General features: G+C 67.4%; 12 protein-coding genes and 2 pseudogenes. 10 read left to right on the top strand and 4 right to left on the bottom strand.

Features of this window, described 5'->3' with window-relative positions:
- Nucleotides 1-397 precede the first annotated feature (397 nt).
- Nucleotides 398-2374, top strand: coding sequence for an HsdM family class I SAM-dependent methyltransferase (locus tag NYZ98_RS22630; RefSeq protein ID WP_262844864.1), 1977 nt, complete (start codon nucleotides 398-400; stop codon nucleotides 2372-2374).
- On the opposite strand, the gene NYZ98_RS22625 is transcribed toward NYZ98_RS22630, so the two are convergent.
- Nucleotides 2343-3764, bottom strand: coding sequence for a serine/threonine-protein kinase (locus NYZ98_RS22625; protein WP_262844863.1), 1422 nt, complete (start codon nucleotides 3762-3764; stop codon nucleotides 2343-2345). The two genes, NYZ98_RS22630 and NYZ98_RS22625, sit on opposite strands and share 32 nt — an antisense overlap.
- A 237-nt stretch (nucleotides 3765-4001) precedes the next feature.
- Here NYZ98_RS22625 and NYZ98_RS22620 point away from each other — a divergent pair, with 237 nt between their 5' ends.
- Genes NYZ98_RS22620 through NYZ98_RS22605 form a run of 4 tightly spaced genes read left to right on the top strand, consistent with a single transcriptional unit; the run spans nucleotide 4002 to nucleotide 12804 of the window.
- Nucleotides 4002-5405 (top strand): PD-(D/E)XK nuclease family protein, encoded by a 1404-nt coding sequence (locus NYZ98_RS22620; protein WP_262844924.1) that lies wholly within the window; start codon nucleotides 4002-4004, stop codon nucleotides 5403-5405.
- Nucleotides 5405-6511: a pPIWI_RE_Y domain-containing protein gene (locus NYZ98_RS22615; RefSeq protein ID WP_262844862.1), complete on the top strand. Its 1107-nt coding sequence runs from the start codon at nucleotides 5405-5407 to the stop codon at nucleotides 6509-6511. Before NYZ98_RS22620 ends, NYZ98_RS22615 begins: the two co-directional genes overlap by 1 nt.
- Nucleotides 6504-10004: a pPIWI_RE_Z domain-containing protein gene (locus tag NYZ98_RS22610; protein ID WP_262844861.1), complete on the top strand. Its 3501-nt coding sequence runs from the start codon at nucleotides 6504-6506 to the stop codon at nucleotides 10002-10004. Before NYZ98_RS22615 ends, NYZ98_RS22610 begins: the two co-directional genes overlap by 8 nt.
- Nucleotides 10005-10038: 34 nt before the next feature.
- Entirely contained in the window at nucleotides 10039-12804 is a 2766-nt protein-coding gene (locus NYZ98_RS22605) for a pPIWI_RE module domain-containing protein (RefSeq protein ID WP_262844860.1), read from the top strand.
- A 77-nt stretch (nucleotides 12805-12881) separates the two neighbouring features.
- Here NYZ98_RS22605 and NYZ98_RS22600 read toward each other — a convergent pair.
- Both NYZ98_RS22600 and NYZ98_RS22595 read right to left on the bottom strand, forming a co-directional pair.
- Nucleotides 12882-13199: pseudogene (locus NYZ98_RS22600) on the bottom strand (VOC family protein); the annotation flags it as partial.
- Between the two features lie 118 nt (nucleotides 13200-13317).
- Nucleotides 13318-13461: a hypothetical protein gene (locus NYZ98_RS22595; RefSeq protein ID WP_262844859.1), complete on the bottom strand. Its 144-nt coding sequence runs from the start codon at nucleotides 13459-13461 to the stop codon at nucleotides 13318-13320.
- A 215-nt stretch (nucleotides 13462-13676) separates the two neighbouring features.
- Here NYZ98_RS22595 and NYZ98_RS22590 point away from each other — a divergent pair, with 215 nt between their 5' ends.
- The 3 genes and pseudogenes from NYZ98_RS22590 to NYZ98_RS22580 all read left to right on the top strand — a co-directional run bounded on the left by NYZ98_RS22590 (nucleotide 13677) and on the right by NYZ98_RS22580 (nucleotide 15848).
- Nucleotides 13677-14558 carry a hypothetical protein gene (locus NYZ98_RS22590; RefSeq protein WP_262844858.1) on the top strand — a complete coding sequence of 294 codons (882 nt, stop codon included), beginning with the start codon at nucleotides 13677-13679 and terminating at the stop codon, nucleotides 14556-14558.
- Nucleotides 14559-14748: 190 nt separating this feature from the next.
- Nucleotides 14749-15114 carry a histidine kinase dimerization/phosphoacceptor domain-containing protein gene (locus tag NYZ98_RS22585; RefSeq protein ID WP_316249596.1) on the top strand — a complete coding sequence of 122 codons (366 nt, stop codon included), beginning with the start codon at nucleotides 14749-14751 and terminating at the stop codon, nucleotides 15112-15114.
- 85 nt (nucleotides 15115-15199) lie between these two features.
- Nucleotides 15200-15848: pseudogene (locus NYZ98_RS22580) on the top strand (response regulator).
- Between the two features lie 113 nt (nucleotides 15849-15961).
- On the opposite strand, the gene NYZ98_RS22575 reads toward NYZ98_RS22580, so the two are convergent.
- On the bottom strand, nucleotides 15962-16972 hold the full coding sequence (locus tag NYZ98_RS22575; protein ID WP_262844857.1) for a ricin-type beta-trefoil lectin domain protein: 1011 nt from the start codon (nucleotides 16970-16972) through the stop codon (nucleotides 15962-15964).
- Between the two features lie 974 nt (nucleotides 16973-17946).
- On the opposite strand from NYZ98_RS22575, the gene NYZ98_RS22570 reads away from it, so the two are divergent.
- Nucleotides 17947-18129, top strand: a complete 183-nt coding sequence (locus NYZ98_RS22570) for an RICIN domain-containing protein (protein WP_262844856.1) — start codon at nucleotides 17947-17949, stop codon at nucleotides 18127-18129.
- A 100-nt stretch (nucleotides 18130-18229) separates the two neighbouring features.
- Nucleotides 18230-19871: RICIN domain-containing protein (locus NYZ98_RS22565; RefSeq protein WP_262844855.1), on the top strand; the 1642-nt coding region annotated here is incomplete at its 3' end.

Genomic DNA, 19871 nt, shown 5'->3' with positions numbered 1-19871 from the left:
TCGCCGCCTACGATCTCCGCCGCCACGTTACCCAAACACTGATCGGCACAACTTCACCGATCCCTACCTCACCTGCACAAATGGCTGCGACCGTCGTGTGAACGTCGCGATCATCACTACCGGTGCCGGTCCCCGCAGGAGTTCACGGTCACCAACAAGGTCGTGCAGCCCCGTGACGTCTGCGTACGCGAGACCGCCGTCCTGTTCATCTGAACCATTGGCCGACCGGAGAAACTCACCCTAATCGCCCTCGCTCGACCGTCGAGCCGACAAGGCCATGGGCCTGCGTGTCATCTTCGCCCCTGAATCCAAGAAACTGCGGGGGAGCAGTGGCCCCTCAGCTACTCAGCATGTCCCGTTGGTAAACTGAGTCAACGAAGACGAGGGCGAGGCGAACATGGCGGAGCCATCGAGAGAACCGTTCACCATCACACTGGCGGAGACCGCGAGGATGGCTGGAGTCGGACGTGCGGCGGTCAGCAACTGGCGACGGCGTTTCGACGACTTTCCGAAGATGAACGGCGGGACGGACAGCAGTCCGGTCTTTTCTCTCGATGAGATTGAGCGATGGCTCCTCCGGCACGAGAAGATCAAACGGGCGACCGGTGGCCTCAAGAGCTTGTGGCCCAGGATCGAGGCTCTCGGTGACCGGGACCTGATTGGTGCGGTCATCATCGCCGTGGGCACCGAGCTCGCTGGCGTCGAGCCGCCAGCCTCATCCGAGGTGCGAAACGATCCCGAACTCAGAGCGCTCGTCAGCCAAGCCGTTGATCTGGCGGGGAATGAGGACATATCTGGCTTTCTTGAGGCGCTCTTCGCCCGTTTCCTGAAGGCGTTCGTCAGGCAGATCCCCGCCACCCCTGCGCCGTTGGCGGACCTGATGACCGCTATCGCCGCCTTGTGGCATAACAGTGCCGTCACGTCGGTGCTGGATCCCTCCTGCGGTACGGGAAATGTTCTGATCGCAGCGCAGCGGTCATGGCCTGCCGCGAAGCTGGCTGGGCAAGACCATGATCCTCTCCTCGGCAGGATCGCCGAGTTGCGGCTGCAGCTCGTAGGTGCTTCCGATGCCGTGATTTTTGCGGCCGACAGCCTCCTGACCGGCAGTTTTCAAGACGAGGTCTTCGACGTGGTCCTCTCCGTCCCGCCGTCGAACGAACGTGAATGGGGCCAAGCCGAACTGGCCACCGATGCGAGATGGGTCTATGGGCAACCGCTGCGGACGGAACCGGAACTTGCCTGGGTGCAGAATGCGGTCTCTGCTCTCGCTCCCGGTGGAGTGGCGGTCCTGCTGTTGCCGCCGGCCGTGGCTACGCGTCGCGCCGGACGAAGTATTAGAGGTGCGCTCCTTCGGACGGGAACTCTGCGTGCGGTCATCTCGCTTCCGCCGGGAGCGGCTCCGCCTTTCGGCATCGCTCTGCAACTCTGGGTGCTGTGCAAGACCGCCCAGGCGGCACCTGTCGAAGACCCTCTTTTCATCGACGGGAGCGGCCATCGTTCCCTCGATTCACTCGGCCGGACAATGATCGGATGGGAAGGCCTCAGCCTGCAGATCGCCGGAGCGCGTAACAACTCGCCCCAGCAAGGCTCGGTCCGCGTCCCTGTGATCGAGCTGCTCGATGAACATGTAGATCTCACGCCCAGCCGCCGGATCCCCGCGTCAACGTCGTCGGCGGCGATGCTGTCAGCGTCATGGGCGACCTTCGACACCAAACTGACCGAGATCACCAAGCTTGGCCGTGAACTGTCCCGGTTCCGTCCGTCAGCCGCACCTGAGAAGCCCTCCTTCGTGACGGTCGCCGAGCTAGAGCGGTCCGGGGCGCTGGAGATCATCACAGGCCGCGCGGTACCAGAGCCTCTGCTACGTCTCGGTGAACGGGGGCAAGGGGGAGTCCCTGTCTTGCTTCTCTCCGATCTCGGTGCCGACGGTGGCCGATGGATCAGCCGCGAGGATGCCCTGGAGCACGGCGGGCAACTGACGGCCTCGACGATGGATGACCTGATCGTGGTTGCCATGTCGAAAGCGTTCGATCTCTGGGTGGAGGACGCGGCGCCCGTAATCTTCGGACCACATTTCCAACTGATCCGACCGGACCGTTCAGTGATAGACCCCTGGTTCCTGGCGGCCTGCCTGCGCGCTCCAGACAATGTCCGGCAGGCGGGACACCGGGCTTCCTCGTTGTCCCGAGTGGATGTGCGTCGACTCCGAGTCCTCCGCCTGCCATTCGAGCAGCAGCGGGCGCAAGGCGAGATCTACCAGAAGGCGGTCTCTCTGAAGGGAGCCATCGCCGCTCTCACTGCAGAGGGCGCACACATCCAACGTGCCGTGGAAGAGACGATCACTACCGGTCGGCTGATCGTCCCGCCGGGGTGAAACCAGTCTCGGCCAATTCCTCCGCGATTCTGTCCCGTCTGGTGAAGAGTTCTGCCGGATCGGAGGGACGGAGGATCAATCGTGCCTGGTTCCAGAACTGGAACGCCTCCTCCACATACTGCGCCGCGAGCTCACATTCCGCCCTGCCGAACAGTGCCGCGATGTAGACGTCCCGTAGCGGTCCAGTGGCGTGGTCCTCGCTCAACCGGGTCACCATCCGATAAACGTCACCCGCTTCCAACCAGTTCTCGTCCTCCAGCTCCGAGTCGGCCAGGCAGAGCTCCGCTCGTAACACATCGGCGTCTGAATGCCCCCAGGCCTTCCGCGCATCGAGCATTGCATCGGCGAGCGCAGTGGTCGCGGGTCCTTTGCCGGTGCCGACCTCTTGCCGTGCCGCTTCCACCATCCCCCGGAACTGGATGCGACCCGGACGCGAGGCCGTTCTACGTCGTGTCTGCGGCTCGGGTACGGGAGCCGGTTGGACTGCTTCCTCCCCGCGGTGCCATGCGGTCGGGTCCGGCTCCAATACCGGATCGGGCGCCAGGGCTCCCGCAACGGGGAGGTACCGTCGCAATATCCGCAGGGCCTCCGCGACCTCTGGCCGCATTTTCGGGTCCTTCTCCAGCATGCGCGCCAGCAGATCGGCGAGCGGTTCGGGGACATCCGGCCTGAGACGCTCGTTGATGCGTCGCGGCACGACCTCCGCGTGGTTCCGCTCGAGGTCCCCTTGATGGGTGGGGAAGGGCGGCTGTCGGGCCAACAGGAAGTACAACAGGCAACCGCAGCTGTAAGTGTCTGCGGCGGCGGTCACCTCTCGGATCCCTTTGATCGCCTCGGGCGCCGTGTAGCCGGGAGTGCCCGGAGTCGAACCGAGCTTGGTCAGGCGAGTCTCCTCCGAACCCTCACGGTAGGCGATGCCGAAATCGAGCAGATAGATCCGGCCCGTAAGGTCGATCGCCACATTGAAGGGTTTGATGTCCCGATGCACAGCCTTGGCGGCGTGTACGACCCGGAGGATCTCGAGCAGATCCACCATGATCGCGGCCGCGACGTCGACCGGGAGCGCTCGATGTCTCATGACGTACGCGTCGAGATTCGGCCCGTCCGCATAATCCATGACGAACCACGGGTCGTTCGGCCAGCCGCCATCGGCGCGCAGGCGGGTGACGCCACGGCACTTGATCTTCTTCAGCAGCCGGACCTCCCTGTCGAACCGCCGGATCAGCTCACCCCGTGTCTCATCGTCGAGCATCCGGTCCGGACGTGGCCGCTTGGCGACGACCTTCTCGCCGGTGGCGACGACCAGGGCGACCCACACGTCGGCCATCCCGCCTTTGGAGAGCCGCTCGACGGCCCGGAAGCGCTCGTCCGGGATCTCCCACGTGTTCACAGCGGCGAGATTAGCATCATGTGCATTGACTATGCTCACAAATAGTGTTCTTCTAAAGCCATGCATGTGCCTACGGTCGGTGATCCTGGAGCCCTGATCCGGGTCGGCCTTCCCTTGCTGGCGGACGATCCCCGTACCTGCCCGCGTGGAAAGGCGCTGCGAGCCCGGCCACTAATACGGCTTGATCCGACGCGCTCTCGGCGGTCCCCGTTCGAGGACTTCGCCCTTGCCCCCGTGATGCGCGGCCTCGATCTTCAGGAGACTCAGGCGGATTCCCGCCACAAAGTGTGCCATCCCGTTCACATTGCGTGGGCGAAATTCGCGATTCGGAACTATTTCAATGCGCGTCGGGACTTCGAGGCCTGGCTCGGCGAGACCGGCCAGCAGCCTACCCACCCAGTGTCTGGGGACTGGGTGGCCATCAACCAGCTGGCCGAACCGGACGCGCGCGGCGCTCGCCGCTACGAGCGCACCGCCTGGGGCCGCCGCTACGCCTCGGCGGACGGCTCAATCCGCGAACTGTGGCTGCTGTCTGTCAACGGTTTGAAGGAGAGCCGATCCGAGGCCCAGATCGTCGCAGCCGCCTACGTCGCCGCTTTCGGGGTCGCCGCCACTTCCTCTTACGGCTCTGCGTTCGTCCCGGTCCAAGGCGCCCACCCACCTGCCGAAACGGTGCGGGTCGTCGCCGTGGGTTGCGGAGACGGTAAATGGAGCACCCTCGGCGAGTGGGACACCGCGACAGTCGCTCGCCGCTATAAGGAACTGGTTCGTCCCGCTCTCGCGCAAATGATCAGCGATGAGGAGACCGTGCCGGGCTCGGACTGCGTGGATTGTGACGGTCTGATCGGCTGCGTCCAACCTCCCCGGACCCCGCATCTGCTCGGCGTCGCCCGCCGCCAGAATCGCAAGCGCCGCAGCGTGTCCGCCTCCGACCTGCGCATCCATGCTGCCTGTCCGGCTCAGTTCCACGCTTGCAGGGTGCTCCATCTGCGTAGTCCTGATCCCGAACCGCTTCCGATTCGCCGGGGGCGTGCAGTCGATGACTGGTTGAACCTGCAGCACAAGGCGCGCCCTATCGGTGGCTGCCGTTCGGTGCCCCTCCCCGAAATGTTCCCCGATCTCGGTGCCGAGGAGCCCGCGGCACTCGCCATGGTGAAAGCCCATCGCGCAGTTTGCCCGCTGGACGGCCTCCGCGACCAGGAGACCGTACTCACCCAGCACACCGTGACCGCCTATGACGAGGACGCCGACGTCGTCGTCATCGCGTTGCCCGATCTGCTGTACACCGATGGTGGCGGCTGGGTCTGGCGTGAGACGAAGACATTGAGCACACGGCTCTGGGAGGGCCGCCCCCTGCTTGAAGCGTTTCCCCAACTCGCCTTGGCAGTGCTGCTGATGAGCGCAGGCGTTTTGGATGGCGACCCGCGACGCTCCCGGATCGAGCTCGAGGTGCTCTACCCCGACCGGCCGGCCGGCTGCGAGGAGATCGACCCGTTCGACGAGACCACTCAGGCCCAGGCCCGCGAAGTCGTCAGCGCTCTGGCCGCCCCGTGGGCTGAGGACACCGTCTATCAGGCCCGCCCCTGCGAGCGGACCTGTGGCACCTGCGATGTTCGTGCCTGGTGTGAGGAGGGGGTGTGATGTCGATCTCCGCGCCGCACGAGACGATTTTGCTCCTGCATACCTTGGCCACGGCCTTGGTGAACGCCGACAGGAGGACCGGCCTCGACTCCTTCCACCTCCCCTATGACGATGAGGCACAGCGCGCCCTGGACCGGACGGTCCTGGCCTGCCTGCTGCGCGGTGCCGAACCGCCGGCGAGCCTGGCGGAGCTGTTCTCCTGGTGCCGGGAGCGCCCTTTGTCGGATTGGCCGCTCGACTCCCTACCCGACACCATCGGCCCGGACGACCACCTGCTCGACCCGGGCGTCGGCCGTCCGACCGAGCTGTGCTTCGAGTGGAAGACTCGCAGCCAGGACAGTGCGGCTGAGCATCGTGACCGTGAGGTGATTCGTAAGGCGTTGCGCCTCTGTCTCGACGCCGGTGAACCGGAGGCATATACGGCGTTCCGCGGGCTTCTCATCGAGCAGCCGGTGCTCACCTCCACCGAGGCGTTCGCCGTGATGAGCGATCTGATGCTCGAACCGGTCCGCTCCATTCTCGCGGTCATCTACCAGGAGGTCAGCGATGGTCTCGTCCGAGATCACGTCTACGCGACCTGTGCCCGCTGCCTCACCCTGCTCACTCCCGTCCAGGACGGTCAGTGGTGGTGCGAACGCGACCGCTGCCGCCGCGTCGGCCCTCCTCCGGTGGGTCGGGAGATCGACTCGGGTGAGGATCTGCGGCAGCTGGAACGTCCGCTGCGGCAGTTCGTCACGGGCCCCGGTCAGGCCGAAGTCTCCCTGGAGCGGCGGCTGCGGCTGCCCCGCCTCGTCCTGGAGATGTGGCCGAACTTCGACAGCTATGACCTGCGTCTGACCTTCCCAGACGGTCAGGTCTGGGCTATCGACGTCAAGGACTGGGCTCATCCGTACTTCCTCGGCCGCGCAGCCAAGCCGGTCCCGCCCACGCCCCCATACGACGAGGCGTTCTGGGTGGTGCCGGCACAGCGTGTGCAGGAGCGTCCGGGCTACCTCGAGATATTTGCCCGGAACCGCCCCGCATCGGCTGCGGACCTCATCCTGATAACCGATGACGCCCTCATCCGGAAGGCCAAAGCCCGGCTGAAGGAGAACCGCCGTGCGTGATCGTGAGACCTGGTGCCAAAAGATCGTTCACGATCTGCGGCCGTACTGGTCGGAGCTGCGGTCCGAGCCATCTCTGCTGGGACGCTCGGCTTTCTGCGAGGTGGAGTTGCTCCTCGGCCTGCTGGTTCGGATCTGCCCGGACGAGCCGGTGGGCAGCGCCCATATGCTGCTCAGCGGCTATCGGTTCGCGGATGTCAGGGGCGTGGTCCACGGGGCAGCCGAGGCGACCGCCCTCGCCGCTGCCCGCCATCTGCTTCCCGCCCTGCGTCGCCGCCGGTCATGGCACCAAGCCGTCGAGGCCTACCAACGCGTCCCCGAACGGCTGCGCGCCTTCGAGGCTGCGGAGTTGTCCGCGCCGGTCCGGCCGCTGACGCCGACCGTAGTGGAAGACCGCCTCTCCGCGTACGACCTCGCACTGTCGGCGCTGCCCCCGTTCGCGGTCAAGCAGGTGCCGGTCGCTCCCGCCGGCCGGAGTACCTTTCTGGAGCACAGACGCATCGCCTCCGTCACAATCCCTGAGACGCTCTGCTTCGAGCCCGTTTCCGGTCACAATCTTGCTGCGGGCCGGCCCGGAGACGGTTCGCCGCTTCACCTAGACCGGGTGCAGCTAGCCGAGACCGCCGTATGGATGGACGAGCAAGAGCGTCTGGCTGCGGCGCCAGCGGGTCGCTGGCATTCCCGGCTCAGTCAGGTGCGGTTCGCGGTTCGACCTAGTCCCATCGGCGCGTTCACCGAAAGCGACACCCTCACTCTGAACGGCCTGCTGCACCTGGTCGGCATGGTCGGCGCGGGCAAGAGTACGCTGATGCTGATCACCGCGGTCTGGGCGGCTCGTCGAGGCCTGCGTACGACACTTGTCGTCGGCGATGTCGCGGAGCAACTGCGGATCACCAAAGCCCTGCGTGTCTTCCAAGAAGCCCTTGGCTTCACGGCTCCTGTCCTCGGGGCCAGCACCCGCGAGACCCATGTGCAGCGGCTTCATCGGCGGCTGGCCTCTCGCGGCGAGACCAATCTCCTAGATCACCTGGACGAAGCGTTCGACGACCTCAGTACAGCGTGCCCGCTCGATGCTCTGCGCGGTTTCGAGCCCGCTCGCCCGCTGCGATTCGCTGACGCCCCCTGCGTCACTCTGCATCCGCGCCCCTCGCGCAGGGCCGCTCCCTCGACCGTGACCCTGCGTCCTTACGACGGCACTACGGCGGCGCAGCCCGAACGGCCCGCCGATGACGTGTCCGGCACCCCGCACAGTTGCCCGATGTGGAGCGTCTGTCCGCGGCATCGCACGGCCCGATCACTCGTCGATTCTCTGATTTGGGTGGCGAATCCGGCCAGCCTGGTCCAAGCGGCCGTCCCGCACCCGCTCAACGAGGAACGAATCCGCCATCTCGAGCTGGCCTGCCTGCTGAGCGACATCGTGATCGTCGATGAGGCCGACGCCGTTCAGATGCGCTTCGATCAGATCTTCTCGCCGTCCGCGACGCTCGTGCAGCCCGGCCCGGACTCCTGGTTGGACCTCCTGCACTCCCACAAGATCAACGAGATGTCGCTTCGAGGTCGGCTCCCTCTCACCGACCCGGAGATCGAACGCTGGAACAGTGCTCTCACCACCGTGAGCGCCGCGACCGACCGGCTCTACCGCCCGTTGCTATCTGACGGGGAACTTCGGGACTGGATCGACATCGAATACTTCAGTCCGTGGACCCTCCAGGACAAACTTCTCGCCGACTGGTTCGGCGTCTCCGACACAGACTCGGACGAACCCACTGACGCTGACCTTTTCGAGGACGATAACCTTCCGGAGCCCGAGAAGGACCCGTTCCGTACGGCGCTCCAAGCGTCTTTCGACACCTTCCGCGACGACCCGCTCGGCGAACACGGACCCCATGACGAGATCACCACTCGGCTGATCGCGGTCGCCTCCGATCTGCTTCATGCCTTGGCCACGGCCGACGTCCGGCCGCGTGTTCAAGAGCTCTTGGACGCCCTGATCGAGAACACCCCGGCCGTGGTCACCAACCGGAACTGGCGCGAGACAACGTGCCGCAGGCTGGAATTCACTCTGATGCTGACCGTACTCGACCACAGGCTGGAGCGGCTGACGTTCCTGTGGCCAGTCGTCGAAGCGGCGCTGCGCCTCGACCCGTCCGGCAACGAACTGGGTCGGCGCCCCCCGCTGGACTATGCGCCGTTCGTGCCGGAGTCGCCTATGGGCAACGTGCTCGGCTACCAGTTCCTGCCCAACGAGCACACCCGCGACGACGTCGGTCGGCTCAGCGGAACCCTCCGGTTCTTCCGGTGCGCCGGCGTTGGCAGAGAGCTGCTGCTCAACCTCGATCGGCTCGGCACCGCGCCGGGAACACCGGGACCGCACGTCGTGCTCATGTCCGGGACGAGCTGGGCGGGCTCATCCAGTCGAGCTCACGTGCTCGCCCCGGTCACGGCGGTGCTCATGCCGTCTTCCGAGTCGATGGAAGCCGTCGCCAGGACGACCTTCACGACGCGTTTCCTGTACACCGACGACGACAAGCCCATCAGTGTGTCCGGTTTGCCGCAGAAGGTGCGTCCCGCCGTCGTGAACACGCTCGTCGAGCGGCTGGCGGGGCCGGGCCGTGGTGGCCTGTCCAACGTGATCGACCAGGAGTTGGCGAGAGTCTCGGACGGCTCGCGCAAGCGGGCTCTGCTGCTGGTCGGCAGCTACCGAGAGGCCGCGGCCGTCGCTGAGACCATGAGGAAGATGGACCGCTGGAAGAACGGAGTGCGGGTGCTGGCGTCCGACGACGCCGAGCTCGATCCCGCTGGTCTGGACGCGGCCGGAGTGCTGCGTCGCGGCGATCTGGCGACGTTCGCAGAGGATGGCTTGGCTGAGATCCTGGTGGCGCCGCTGATGGCGGTCGAACGCGGCCACAACATCCTCAACACGCAGCGGAACGCGGCGTTCGGTACGGCATTCTTCCTGGTCCGCCCGCATCCCCGCCCGGACGACCTGACGCTCGCCATCTTCGCGATCAACGACTGGGCGACCCGCTTCGTCCGTGACCAACCCCGGCGGGACGGCCGAGCGCAGGGTCCGCTGACCTTCTCCGAGCTTGTCTCCGACGCGCCGACCCTTGAACATGCCGGGCTGGCGTTCCGCCATCTCGCCCGAGTCGAATGGCGGCGACTGCTGTCCCGGCGCTATGTTCACTCGCTGCTCCCAATGTGGGAGAAGGAGGTCTTCGCCTGGGATCAGCTCGTCACTCTGTGGCAAGTGATCGGTCGGCTCGTCCGAGGCGGTGTCCCGGCTCGCGTCGTCTTCATTGACGCCCGGTTCGCCCCGCGGCTTGCGGCGGCGAACGCCCCCGGCCTTGGCTCCGCCGATACGCTCGTCGGACAGCCGGACGGCTTGCTCTCGTCACTTCGCCACGTACTGAGCAATCCCGACGACCCGGAGCTCGCGCACCTACTGTACGAGCCGCTCTACAACGCGATCCGCAATCTGACCGTCGGCTCATAGTCCTTCCTCGCGCCTTCCTCCCGAGGAGTCCGCCATGCCCGTCCGCTATCGCCAGGTCGGCACAGCCGCCTGGATTCCGTCCTCGCCTGACGCCTCGCTTGTCGTCGGCTACTGCATGCTGCCGTTTCCCGAGCACTGGCAGGAAGCGATTCTCGCCCTGTGCAGCGTCGGTCGATCCGAACCGGTCATGACCGTTCCAACGGCCCGGCTGGAGTACGCCATGCAGGCGCTGCTGCCCGATTTGCGAGTGCTTCCCCGACCTCGGCAGGGGCGTTCCGAGCCCGGCACGCCGTGGCTGCTGGTCCCGACGGACCAAGAGCCGCCACCCGATACCGTCTTCTGGAAGCTGATCAACGACTGGTTGGCCGAGCTCTCCCCGGACGGTGCCCGACAGGAGCTCAAAGTCGCGCGGACGGCGCTGGCCGCCGCTCCACCCCGCTGGACGAGGATTGACCTGGAGCTCTTGCGTTGTGGGCTGAGTGACGGTGGCACCGCCGTGCCCACCGAACACCAGTACCCGTTGCTGACCGACTGGGTGGCCCGCCGAATCCTGGCCCACGGCTCTTACCCCTACGAGGGCGGCTCGCTGGAGTTTCGGGCGGTCCCGCGCGGGCCACGTGACCAAGGCGCCGAGCTGGTCTCACAGCCGCTGCGGTTCGAGGGGCGCACTCGGCCCTCGTGGTTCTCGGTGGTCCTGAACGTGACCGTGCAAACGGTCCCCTTCCAACCTCTGCCGCGGGTCCATCTGCACTGCTCCATCCGTCGGTGGGCGACCCGGACGGGCAGGGACGGCCGAGTACGGATCCCAGCCCGCCGCAAGGTCACGGTGCTTCTTCGCCCAACTGTTCCGTGGCTGGCCGGTGCCCCACTCAGTGAGCGATTCGCCGTGGCCCGGTTGAGCCGCCGCTGGGATGAGGACACCAGGACCTACGTGACGGACTGGACGAATGGCGGCCCCACCAGGATCCTGAGCGGTGGTTCACTTGGCAGTCCGTTCCCGTCTGCGGATCAGCTGGTGTCTGCTCCGGACCGCTGGCTGACCGACGCCATGCATGCCGCGATCGTCCACAGCACTGCAATGGGCTCCCACGATGTCGGGACGGGTCTCATGCCGCATCAGCGGTCGCAGATCATCGACTGGGCGGCCGGAGCGTTTCCGCCGGAGCTGGTTCCGGTGGCGCCCCTTACGGAGACCACCCTTGCCAAGAGCACTCCGGCCAACGCCGTAAAGCGACGGTCCGAGGCCGAAGCCGCCGCTGAAGCGGAGCGTGCCGCTGCGCGTCGCCGCTCAGGTACCGCCTACGCGTTGTCATGCTTGGCGGCCGGCGATGCCGTCCCCGTCCTGGAGGCACGGCTCCTCTGGCAGACGCCACTCATGCGCGACACCGCGATCGCGCAGCTCGCTGCCCACCTCGGGTTGTCCGGCGACGGCGGGAGCCCTGCCCTTTTCGACGACGCCGAGACCCTCACGTGGACCACCCCCGAGCTGATCGTCCGGCTGCGCTGTATCAAGCTGACCGCCGGCCTCGCCGACAAACTCGCCTACGCGGAGGGCACCCGCCGTACTGACGCCGTGGTCGCGGCGGCGATCAGGACCCGCCGCATCGCGGCCGAGCAGTTCCTCAAGGCCGACGCCCCCGGGCTGCTGCCGACGATCGCCCTGATCGAGCTGGACCGTCGTGAGCACTTCGCGACTGACGAGGACCCGAAGTTCGCACTGCGGCTCGGCTGCGCGGACGCCCGTGTCCTCAGCCAGTTCGTCACCGTCCCCATGAGGGAGGGGCGCTACGACTCGGTGAAGACCGCACCGCACCGCGCGGGGAAGGCATGGTCAGACGCGCTCCGCCAGCTCGGTGTCCGGGTTCATCCCGAACATACCCTGACGGAAGGCGTCCCCGATGATCTGCGCTACGTCGCCCTGTGGATCGTCCGGAAGAACAAGACGACCGCCAACCGCTGGGCGGGCCACGTGCCGGTCGCCGTCCGAGTGATCTCCGTGGGCGGAGGCCTGGCCAAGGTCGAAGGTTGGGATCCAGACGGTGATGACGGGGCCGGATCCTGGGTCTCCTACCCGGAGATGCTGATCGGCCTGGCACGCAGGGCCGAGCTCGCTCCCGCCGAGGACGGGACTCGCCCGTCCTTTCGGCGGGACATGGACGAGCAGCGCCGCAGCACCGAGGAATGGCTCCAGCGGCTGTTGCGCACACTCCGCCGTACGCCGACGCTGCTGCTGGCGCATGCTCAGAACGCCCGCTCACACTGGACCTGGCTACAAGATGGCCGGATCGAGCCCGACCGCATCCGCACCGGCCACGCCATGCCCCGCCCCCTCGACCCGGATCTGCGGCTGGCGCGCGTACGCTCGACCTTGAACCGGGAGACCCCACAGTGGTGGGGCATTCACCCGGACGCCGGCGTCAATGGCCTGCCGTCCCAGCTGTGGACGCTGCCAGGCGCTACCCGCGTGTTCTGGAGCACCACCCCGAAGGCGAGCCAGTTCTCCGCCTCGGCCGTAGAAGCCGACAAGTTGGCACCGCGGGTGCTTCAACTGGGAAAAAACAAGGGTGGCTTCACGATCGACACCGATAAACAGGCATGGAACCCTGGCCTGGTCGAGATCTCCATACTGGGTTGCCACGAGGCAGACGGCGACATGCCGGAGGCTTTCGCCGCCGCTCTCCATCAAATGCGCCGTCCGCCGGACTATCCCGACGCCCTGGCACTCCCGCTGCCTATGCATCTCGCCAGGCTGGCGCAGGAGTACGTCCTTCCCACCCTCGCCGATGATGAGGAGGAATAAACCTACAATTGAAGAAGGGGCGCGGGAAAGCGATGTCCAGCTCGGACCGGCACGATGAGGTGCAGGTCAGTGGTGAGTCAGACCAGGCCGACGTGCTCAACGTTCTTAACGGGCTCGCTACACCGGGAGCGGAAGTGGCTCAGGCGCCAAGCAGAAGGGGTGGCCGACAGGGTCGGTTTAGACGCGCCAGCCATCGCCGTCGGAGCCAATGGAATCCGGTGCAGGGACGCGCCGAGAGTCAGGACGCGGCTTTGTTCGGCCTCGATGTCGTCGACTTCGAAGTCGAGGTGGAACTGCTTGGGGTGCTCGCTGTCGGGCCACTGCGGGGGATGGTAGTTCTTCACCGGGTTGAAGGCCAGCTCGATCTCGCCGAACTGATTTCGGCCCAGTTCTCGTGGCTGCCCTCCTTGATCAGGCGACCTGTCACCTCAGAGTAGAAGGCCACCAGTTTCATCGTGTCCGGGCAGTCGATGACGGAGTCGCAGCATCCCGCGATCTCGTCACAAGATCAAATCAGCCGGCTTTAAGACTGGCCCCTAGCTCGGGCAGGTGATCGGCGATGATCTGCCCGAGGTGACGCATGTCCACCAGGTGGTGGCGGATCTCGTGGGTGAGGTTGCGGCGGTCATCGGTGACTTGGCCGCCGAATCTTTCCATCTCATCTAGTAACCGCTGTTTGACGCCACAACGTGCTCGGATGTCTGGGACACGTTCGGGAGCGGGAGGCATCCAAAGAGACATCCGGCCGTATCGATCGGACGATGTGAAGCGCCGCGCGCGCGGCGACGATGCTCCGCGTGACGAGAGAAAAACGAGCCACGTCCGGCACCGTGCACCGTAACGTGTGGTTTCCGGGTCGCCTGGTCGGAGGGGTGACGCTCGTCATCGGGCCGGTCGGCTGGTTCGCGGGGCTGCTGCTGCGCTACCTGGTCCTTCATTCGGGGACCTTCACCTCCGAGCAGCTCGCCTGGTTTCGTGAGCAGCCGTTCGCCGCCCCCTCGCAGCTGGCCGCGTACGCGCGTGAGCCGGCGCTGGTCACGGCCGGTTACGCCGTGTTCTGCGCGGGGGCCGTGCTGCTGTGTCCCGCGATCGTCACGCTCGCGCGCGTCATCGCCACCCGGTGTCCCCGGCTTGCGTTCTGGGGTGCCGGGCTCTTCGTCCTCGGCCTGTTCTCGCGGCTGTACTTCACCGGTGTCGAGCAGACCCTGTTCCAGCTGACGGGGCGGCTGGGCCTCGACCGGACGACGGGGCTGGCGATGGACGCCTACGTGGACATCTCCTACGGGCCGTGGCTGGTTCCCGTCCTCTGCTCCGCCGGGGCGTACCCGGGAACGCTGCTCCTGGCCGTGGGCGCCTACCGGTCGGGGACGTTCGGGCCGGTCCGGTGTCTTCTGCTGCTCGGGTGGGGGACGCTGTGGGGAGGAGTGCTCAAGGAGAGCCTTCTCTCCGACGTCGTTGTGGCCGGCCTCGCCTGGCTCGCGTTCGTCCCTCTGGGCGTCCAGGTGCTGCGCGGCCGCCTTCCGGACGTCCGGACGTGGACGGAACGGCCGACCGCGTACCGCCGCGGATCCTCGGCTGGTGACGGGCCCGCCTACGCTGGGCTCCGTGGTGGATACGTCATGGGTGTGGTCGCTACGCGATCGCCTGGCTCCGCGCACGCTGCCCGCTTTCGCCTTCTGCGCCGCGTTCTTCCCCGTCGTCAGCGGGTCGCGATCGTATCTCCAGAATTTTCTGCACCTGTCCCTGGTCCATGACTACGCGCAGGCCACGCTGGTCGGGCTGCTGGCCGCGTCCGGGGTCGCGGTGGCGCCGAGGCGGGTGTGGCCGCTGCTGACGGTCACGGCCGTGGACGCGCTGGCGCGGTCGCCGGGTCTGCTGGTGGCGGTCACCTCCTACGTCGTGGCGACGACCTGCCGGCGCCGGTCCCATCTGGCGACCTACGCGATGTCGGCGAGCCTGCTCTTCGTGCTGCCGCCGCCCGGGGCGGCCCTGGCCTCCTCCCTCGGCGGCGTGGCCCTGTTCGTCTGGCTCCCGATGGCGCTCGGGTTGTGGACCACCGCGCGCGGGCAGGTGCTGGAAGGACTGTGCGAGCGGGCCGACCGGCTGGAGGGCGAGCAGCTCGCCCGTACCGAGCGGGCCCGCGCGCAGGAGCGGGCCCGGATAGCCCGGGACATGCACGACGTGGTGGCGCACCGCGTCTCGCTGATGGTCCTGCACGCGGGAGCGTTGGAGATCAACGCGGTGGAGCGGGACACCGCGGCGCGGGCCGAGCTCATCCGCACCACGGGCGTGGACGCCTCGCCGGCCTGAGGGAGCGCGTCGAGCTGCTGGACGGGGAGTTCACGGCCCGGCGCGAGGCGGACGGGGGCTTCACGGTGCGGGCATGGCTCCCGACGTGATCCGGGTTCTGGTCGTCGACGACGAGGCCCTCGTACGGGCCGGGCTCCGCTTCATCCTGCAGGCGGCCGACGACATCGACGTCGTCGCCGAGGCGGAGGGCGGGCGCCAGGCGGTGACCGCCGTCCTTGAGCACCGGCCCCAGGTCGTGCTCATGGACGTCCGGATGCCCGGCATGGATGGCCTGTCCGCGCTGAAGGAGATCAACCGGTCGCCGGGCGCGCCGAAGGTGGTGATGCTGACCACCTTCGACCTCGACGACTACGTCCACACCGCCCTGCGCCTCGGAGCGGCCGGATTCCTGCTGAAGGACACCGCGGCCCCGCGACCTGATCACGGCCGTCCGCACGGTGGCCGAGGGCAACGCCATGCTCGCCCCGACGGTCACCAGACGGCTGATCGACGCGTTCGCCGACCTGCGATCACCGGACGCCCACGCCGCCCGGGAGCGGCTGGCCGTCCTCACCGGCAAGGAGCGGCAGGTCGCCGGTGCCGTCGCCCGGGGGCTGGCCAACAACGAGATCGCCCGCGAACTCGACATGAGCGAGACCACGGTCAAGGCCCACGTCAGCCGCTCGCTCGCCAAGCTCGGGCTGACCAACCGCGTCCAGATCGCCCTCCTCGTCCGCGACTCCGGCTCTCGGTGATCCCCTGAGCCCCTGCCCGGAACACCGGGCGCCGCCCGGCGGGTGCTCATCCCGTACACGGCGCGCAGGGCCGGATCATTCGGCACGCGCACCGTGTACGTCTCGCGTGGGAGCTACGCCTTGGTCCAGTTTTGGCCGGCGCGGCCGTCGCAGGTTCTCACGATCACGGCCGCGGTGTTGGAGGTGCCGTTGACGTCCAGGCACAGCCCGCCGGCGGCGCTGGTGACGGTCCCGGAGGAGTTGAAGATCCACTGCTGGTTGGTGTTGCCGTGGCAGTCCCACAGTTGCACCCGGGTGCCGGATCCGGCGTTGGTGGGGGAGTCGACGCAGCGGCCGGCCGACTGATTGCGCAGCCGGAACGTGGAGCCGGGCGTGGGGGTGGGAGTGGGGGTCGGGGTGACGGTGGGCGTCGGGGTCGGCGTGCCGCCGCCTTCGAGGCTGGCGGGCACGGCGCGCAGAGCGTCGTACCAGGCGGTGGCCATCTTGGCGTAGCCGCCGGCGTTGGGGTGGACGCCGTCGGCCAGGTCGGCGGTGGTCAGTTTGCTGTACATGTCGACCAGGAAGATCCGGCGGCCGGCGGCGGCCCGGGTCTGCACCAGGCCGGGGATGGACGCGTTGAAGGCGCGCACGGTGGCGTCGGCGCCGTTCAGCGGGATGATCGTCGCGACGAACACGTAGGTGTCGGGTGCGGTGCTGAAGATGCGGTCGAGCAGGGTGCCGAGCCGGCCCGCCGCCCCGCTCGGGTTCTGGTACATGTCGTTGGTGCCGATGTGCAGCAGCACCGTGCGCGGCGTGTAGGTGCGCGACCAGTTCACGATGTTGGCGTCGACCTGGTCGATCCGCCAGCCCGAGTGCCCCTCGTGGTCGTGGTCGCCCAGACCGCTCGGCCCGTTGAACAGCGAGCCCACGAAGTCGACCCGGCGGCCGTCGGCCACCATCTTCTGCCACAGGTTGATCCGGTAGCCGCCCGGGACGGTCAGCCCATCGGTAATCGAGTCACCCAGCGGCATCACCCGCACCCCGCCGTTGGACTCGGCACCGGCCACACCGGTGGCGTACACGACCGTCGCGATCAGGGTCAATCCAGCGGCCAGGACGGCCAGCAGGCGCGTGAACATCGCCATGGAGTTCCCGTTCCCTTCCCCGCGCCGGGAGCACGGACAATCGACGCGCCACTGATGACGATCACGCTTCACGGGAATCGACGAACAGTGCGGGCCGGTGCAATGTGAACGCTAACACTTCATCTTTCTGGCAATTTCTCTGGCGGCCGGCGGTACGTGCCGGTGCGGCGGAGCCAACCTGACGGGGCGAGCCGGAGTCAAGAGGTGGGCATTCCCGCCTACCGGTGCCTGTGCGCGAATGTCGGCCCCAACTGTGACATCGACGCCATGCGTCCGCTTTTGAAGCGTCGTGGCCGCTGAAACATTCATCTGAACCGGCCCGGAAAGTTTCCGAAATATTTCGAGGAGGGCTCCTCCAGGGGGTCTAACTCATGAACCTTACGGCAGCCGGCCCGATAGTTGTGGAAATTCGGGTGTGATACATGCAGGTCAAGACCATCTACGGGCGATCATCTTGTGAAACATATCGGCCATACGCTTGACACATTTCGTAGCCTTTCTCACACTGAGTCCCCAGACGGCCCGACGCGCCCGCTTCGCCGGTGAGCGCCCGGCCGCCGGCTCATCGCAGGTGGTGGCCTGCCATGACGTCCGCGCACCGCGGACGTCATCGTTCCCGTCACCGAGGCTCCAGTGGAGGAACAGGCATGCGGAGGAAGGAAGTCACTCCAGCGGGCGAACACACCATCGCCACCTGCGACGGCCGAACCACCCGGAGACGGCCCAAGGCATAACCCCGACCACCGACGATTCCGCGCCGGTCCAAGCGATCCCCATCTGCGCCGGCGGGCGTTCCGACCTGTCACAGACCGCTGTTCGCACAGGCCCGTAGCCCGGTTCGGGCGGCGGCCAGGAGCGGACGTATCGCCCCTAGGGGCAGAGGGGATCGGGTTCAACAGATGATCGATCCATTCTGGAAGGCTCTCGGCACGGTCGCCCCCGGCCACGGAGAGCGACCGAAGGGTTCCACATCCGTGAGGTCGCGGCGCCGGACGGCCTTCGGCTCGGTCGCGGGCGCGGCGATGCTCGTCGCCGGCGGCACCATCACCAACGGTGCCGGCGGGCTGTGCCTGGACGCCAACGGCACGGCCAACACCGCGGGCGTGATCATCAGAACCTGCGACGGCCGCGCCACCCAACGCTGGACCAGAAGCTAGCCCACATTCCAGCCAGACTCCGGCATCCGGTCGCGGCGAGGGCGGATGCCGGACGAAGGACTGCAAGCTCCCACCCCCCAATCTGGAAGGAGAGCCCCTAGTGATCATCAGCTTGGGACGCTCTAAGATCCGTTCGACGGTCGTCGCGCTCGCGGTCGCGACGGCGCTGTCGGCCGCTGGAGCGGTGACGGTCGTGTCGGCCGCCGCCTCGGTGCCCGCCGGGACCGGCGCGGTGAGCGGCGCCGCCGTGCTGGCCGCCGGTGTCGAGGACGAGGGCGCCGACTGCGCGGTGCCCACCCTGCCCGACCAGGGGTCGTTGCCCACCAACGCGATGCTCCCCGACCCGTTCAGGAAACTGGACGGCACCCGGATCACCACCAATGGGGAGTGGCGGTGCCGGCGGGAGGAGATCAAGAAGCTGTCGGAGAAGTTCGTCTACGGCGAGAAGCCCGGCAAGCCCTCCAGCGTCACCGGGACGGTCTCCAGCAGCAACATCACGGTGAACGTGTCCCACAACGGGCGCAGCTCCAGCTTCTCGGCCAGCGTGCAACTGCCCAGCGGCACCGGGCCGTTCCCGGCCGTGGTGGTGCTCGGCGGGTTCGGCGCCGACACCGCCGCCATCCGGGCCGCCGGCGCCGCGACCATCAACTACGACCCCTACGCCGTCGGGCGGGAGGGCACCCCGCGTAACAACAAGCAGGGCGCGTTCTACAGCATCTACGGCAACACCAGCCCGACCGGGCTGCTGGCGGCCTGGGGATGGGGCGTCAGCCGCATCATCGACGTCATCGAGCAGTCCGGCGGCAGCGTCCTGCGGCCCGACATCGGCGTCACCGGGTGCTCCCGCTTCGGCAAGGGCGCCTTCGTGATCGGGGTGTTCGACCAGCGCATCGCACTGACCATGCCCATCGAGTCCGGCAGCGCCGGGGTGCCCATCTTCCGCGGCATCCCCGGTGAGGGCGCCCAGAGCCTGTCCAGCGCCTACGGCGAGCAGCCCTGGCTCGGCGACGCCTTCGGGTCCTTCACCGGCAGCCCCAACCGGCTCCCGGTCGACACCCACGAAGCCGTCGCCATGATCGCCCCCCGCGGGCTGTTCATCATGGACAACCCCCACATCGCCAACCTCGGCCCACGATCCGCCAGCGTCGCCGCCCTGGGCGGCGCCGAGGTCTACAAGGCGCTCGGCGCGGGCAGCAACATCACCTACTGGTCCGACGTCACCGACGGCAACCACTGCGCCAACCGGTCCGAATGGCGCACCCCCCTGCAGCAGAACATCCAGAAGTTCCTGCTGAAGACCGGTAACGCCGCTGGCACCATGCGGATCGCCTCCAAGGCCCAGGGCAACCTGGCCCAGTGGCGCGACTGGCAGACCCCCACCCTGACCGGCACCACCCCCACCCCCGACCCCACCCCCACCGTCACCCCGACCGTCACGCCCACGCCGACCCCGACCCCGACCCCGACCCCGACGCCCGGGAACACCTTCCGGCTGCGTAACGAGGGGGCGGGCCGGTGCGTGGACTCGCCGAACAGTGCCTCCGCCAACGGCACGCTGCTGCAGATCTATGACTGCCATACCAACCCCAACCAGCAGTTCACCTACAGCAGCGGCAAGCAGCTGCAGATCCTGGGCAAGTGCCTGGACGCCCCGACCAACGCCGGATCCGGCACCCGCGTCCAGCTGTGGGACTGCCACGGCAACACCAACCAGCAGTGGACCCTCACCTCCACCGGCACCG

This window comes from Sphaerisporangium corydalis, assembly GCF_025506355.1.
Classification (GTDB): Bacteria; Actinomycetota; Actinomycetes; order Streptosporangiales; family Streptosporangiaceae; genus Sphaerisporangium; species Sphaerisporangium corydalis.
Note: the sequence above shows the minus strand (reverse complement) of the source record. Positions and strands in the feature narration are given on the sequence as shown.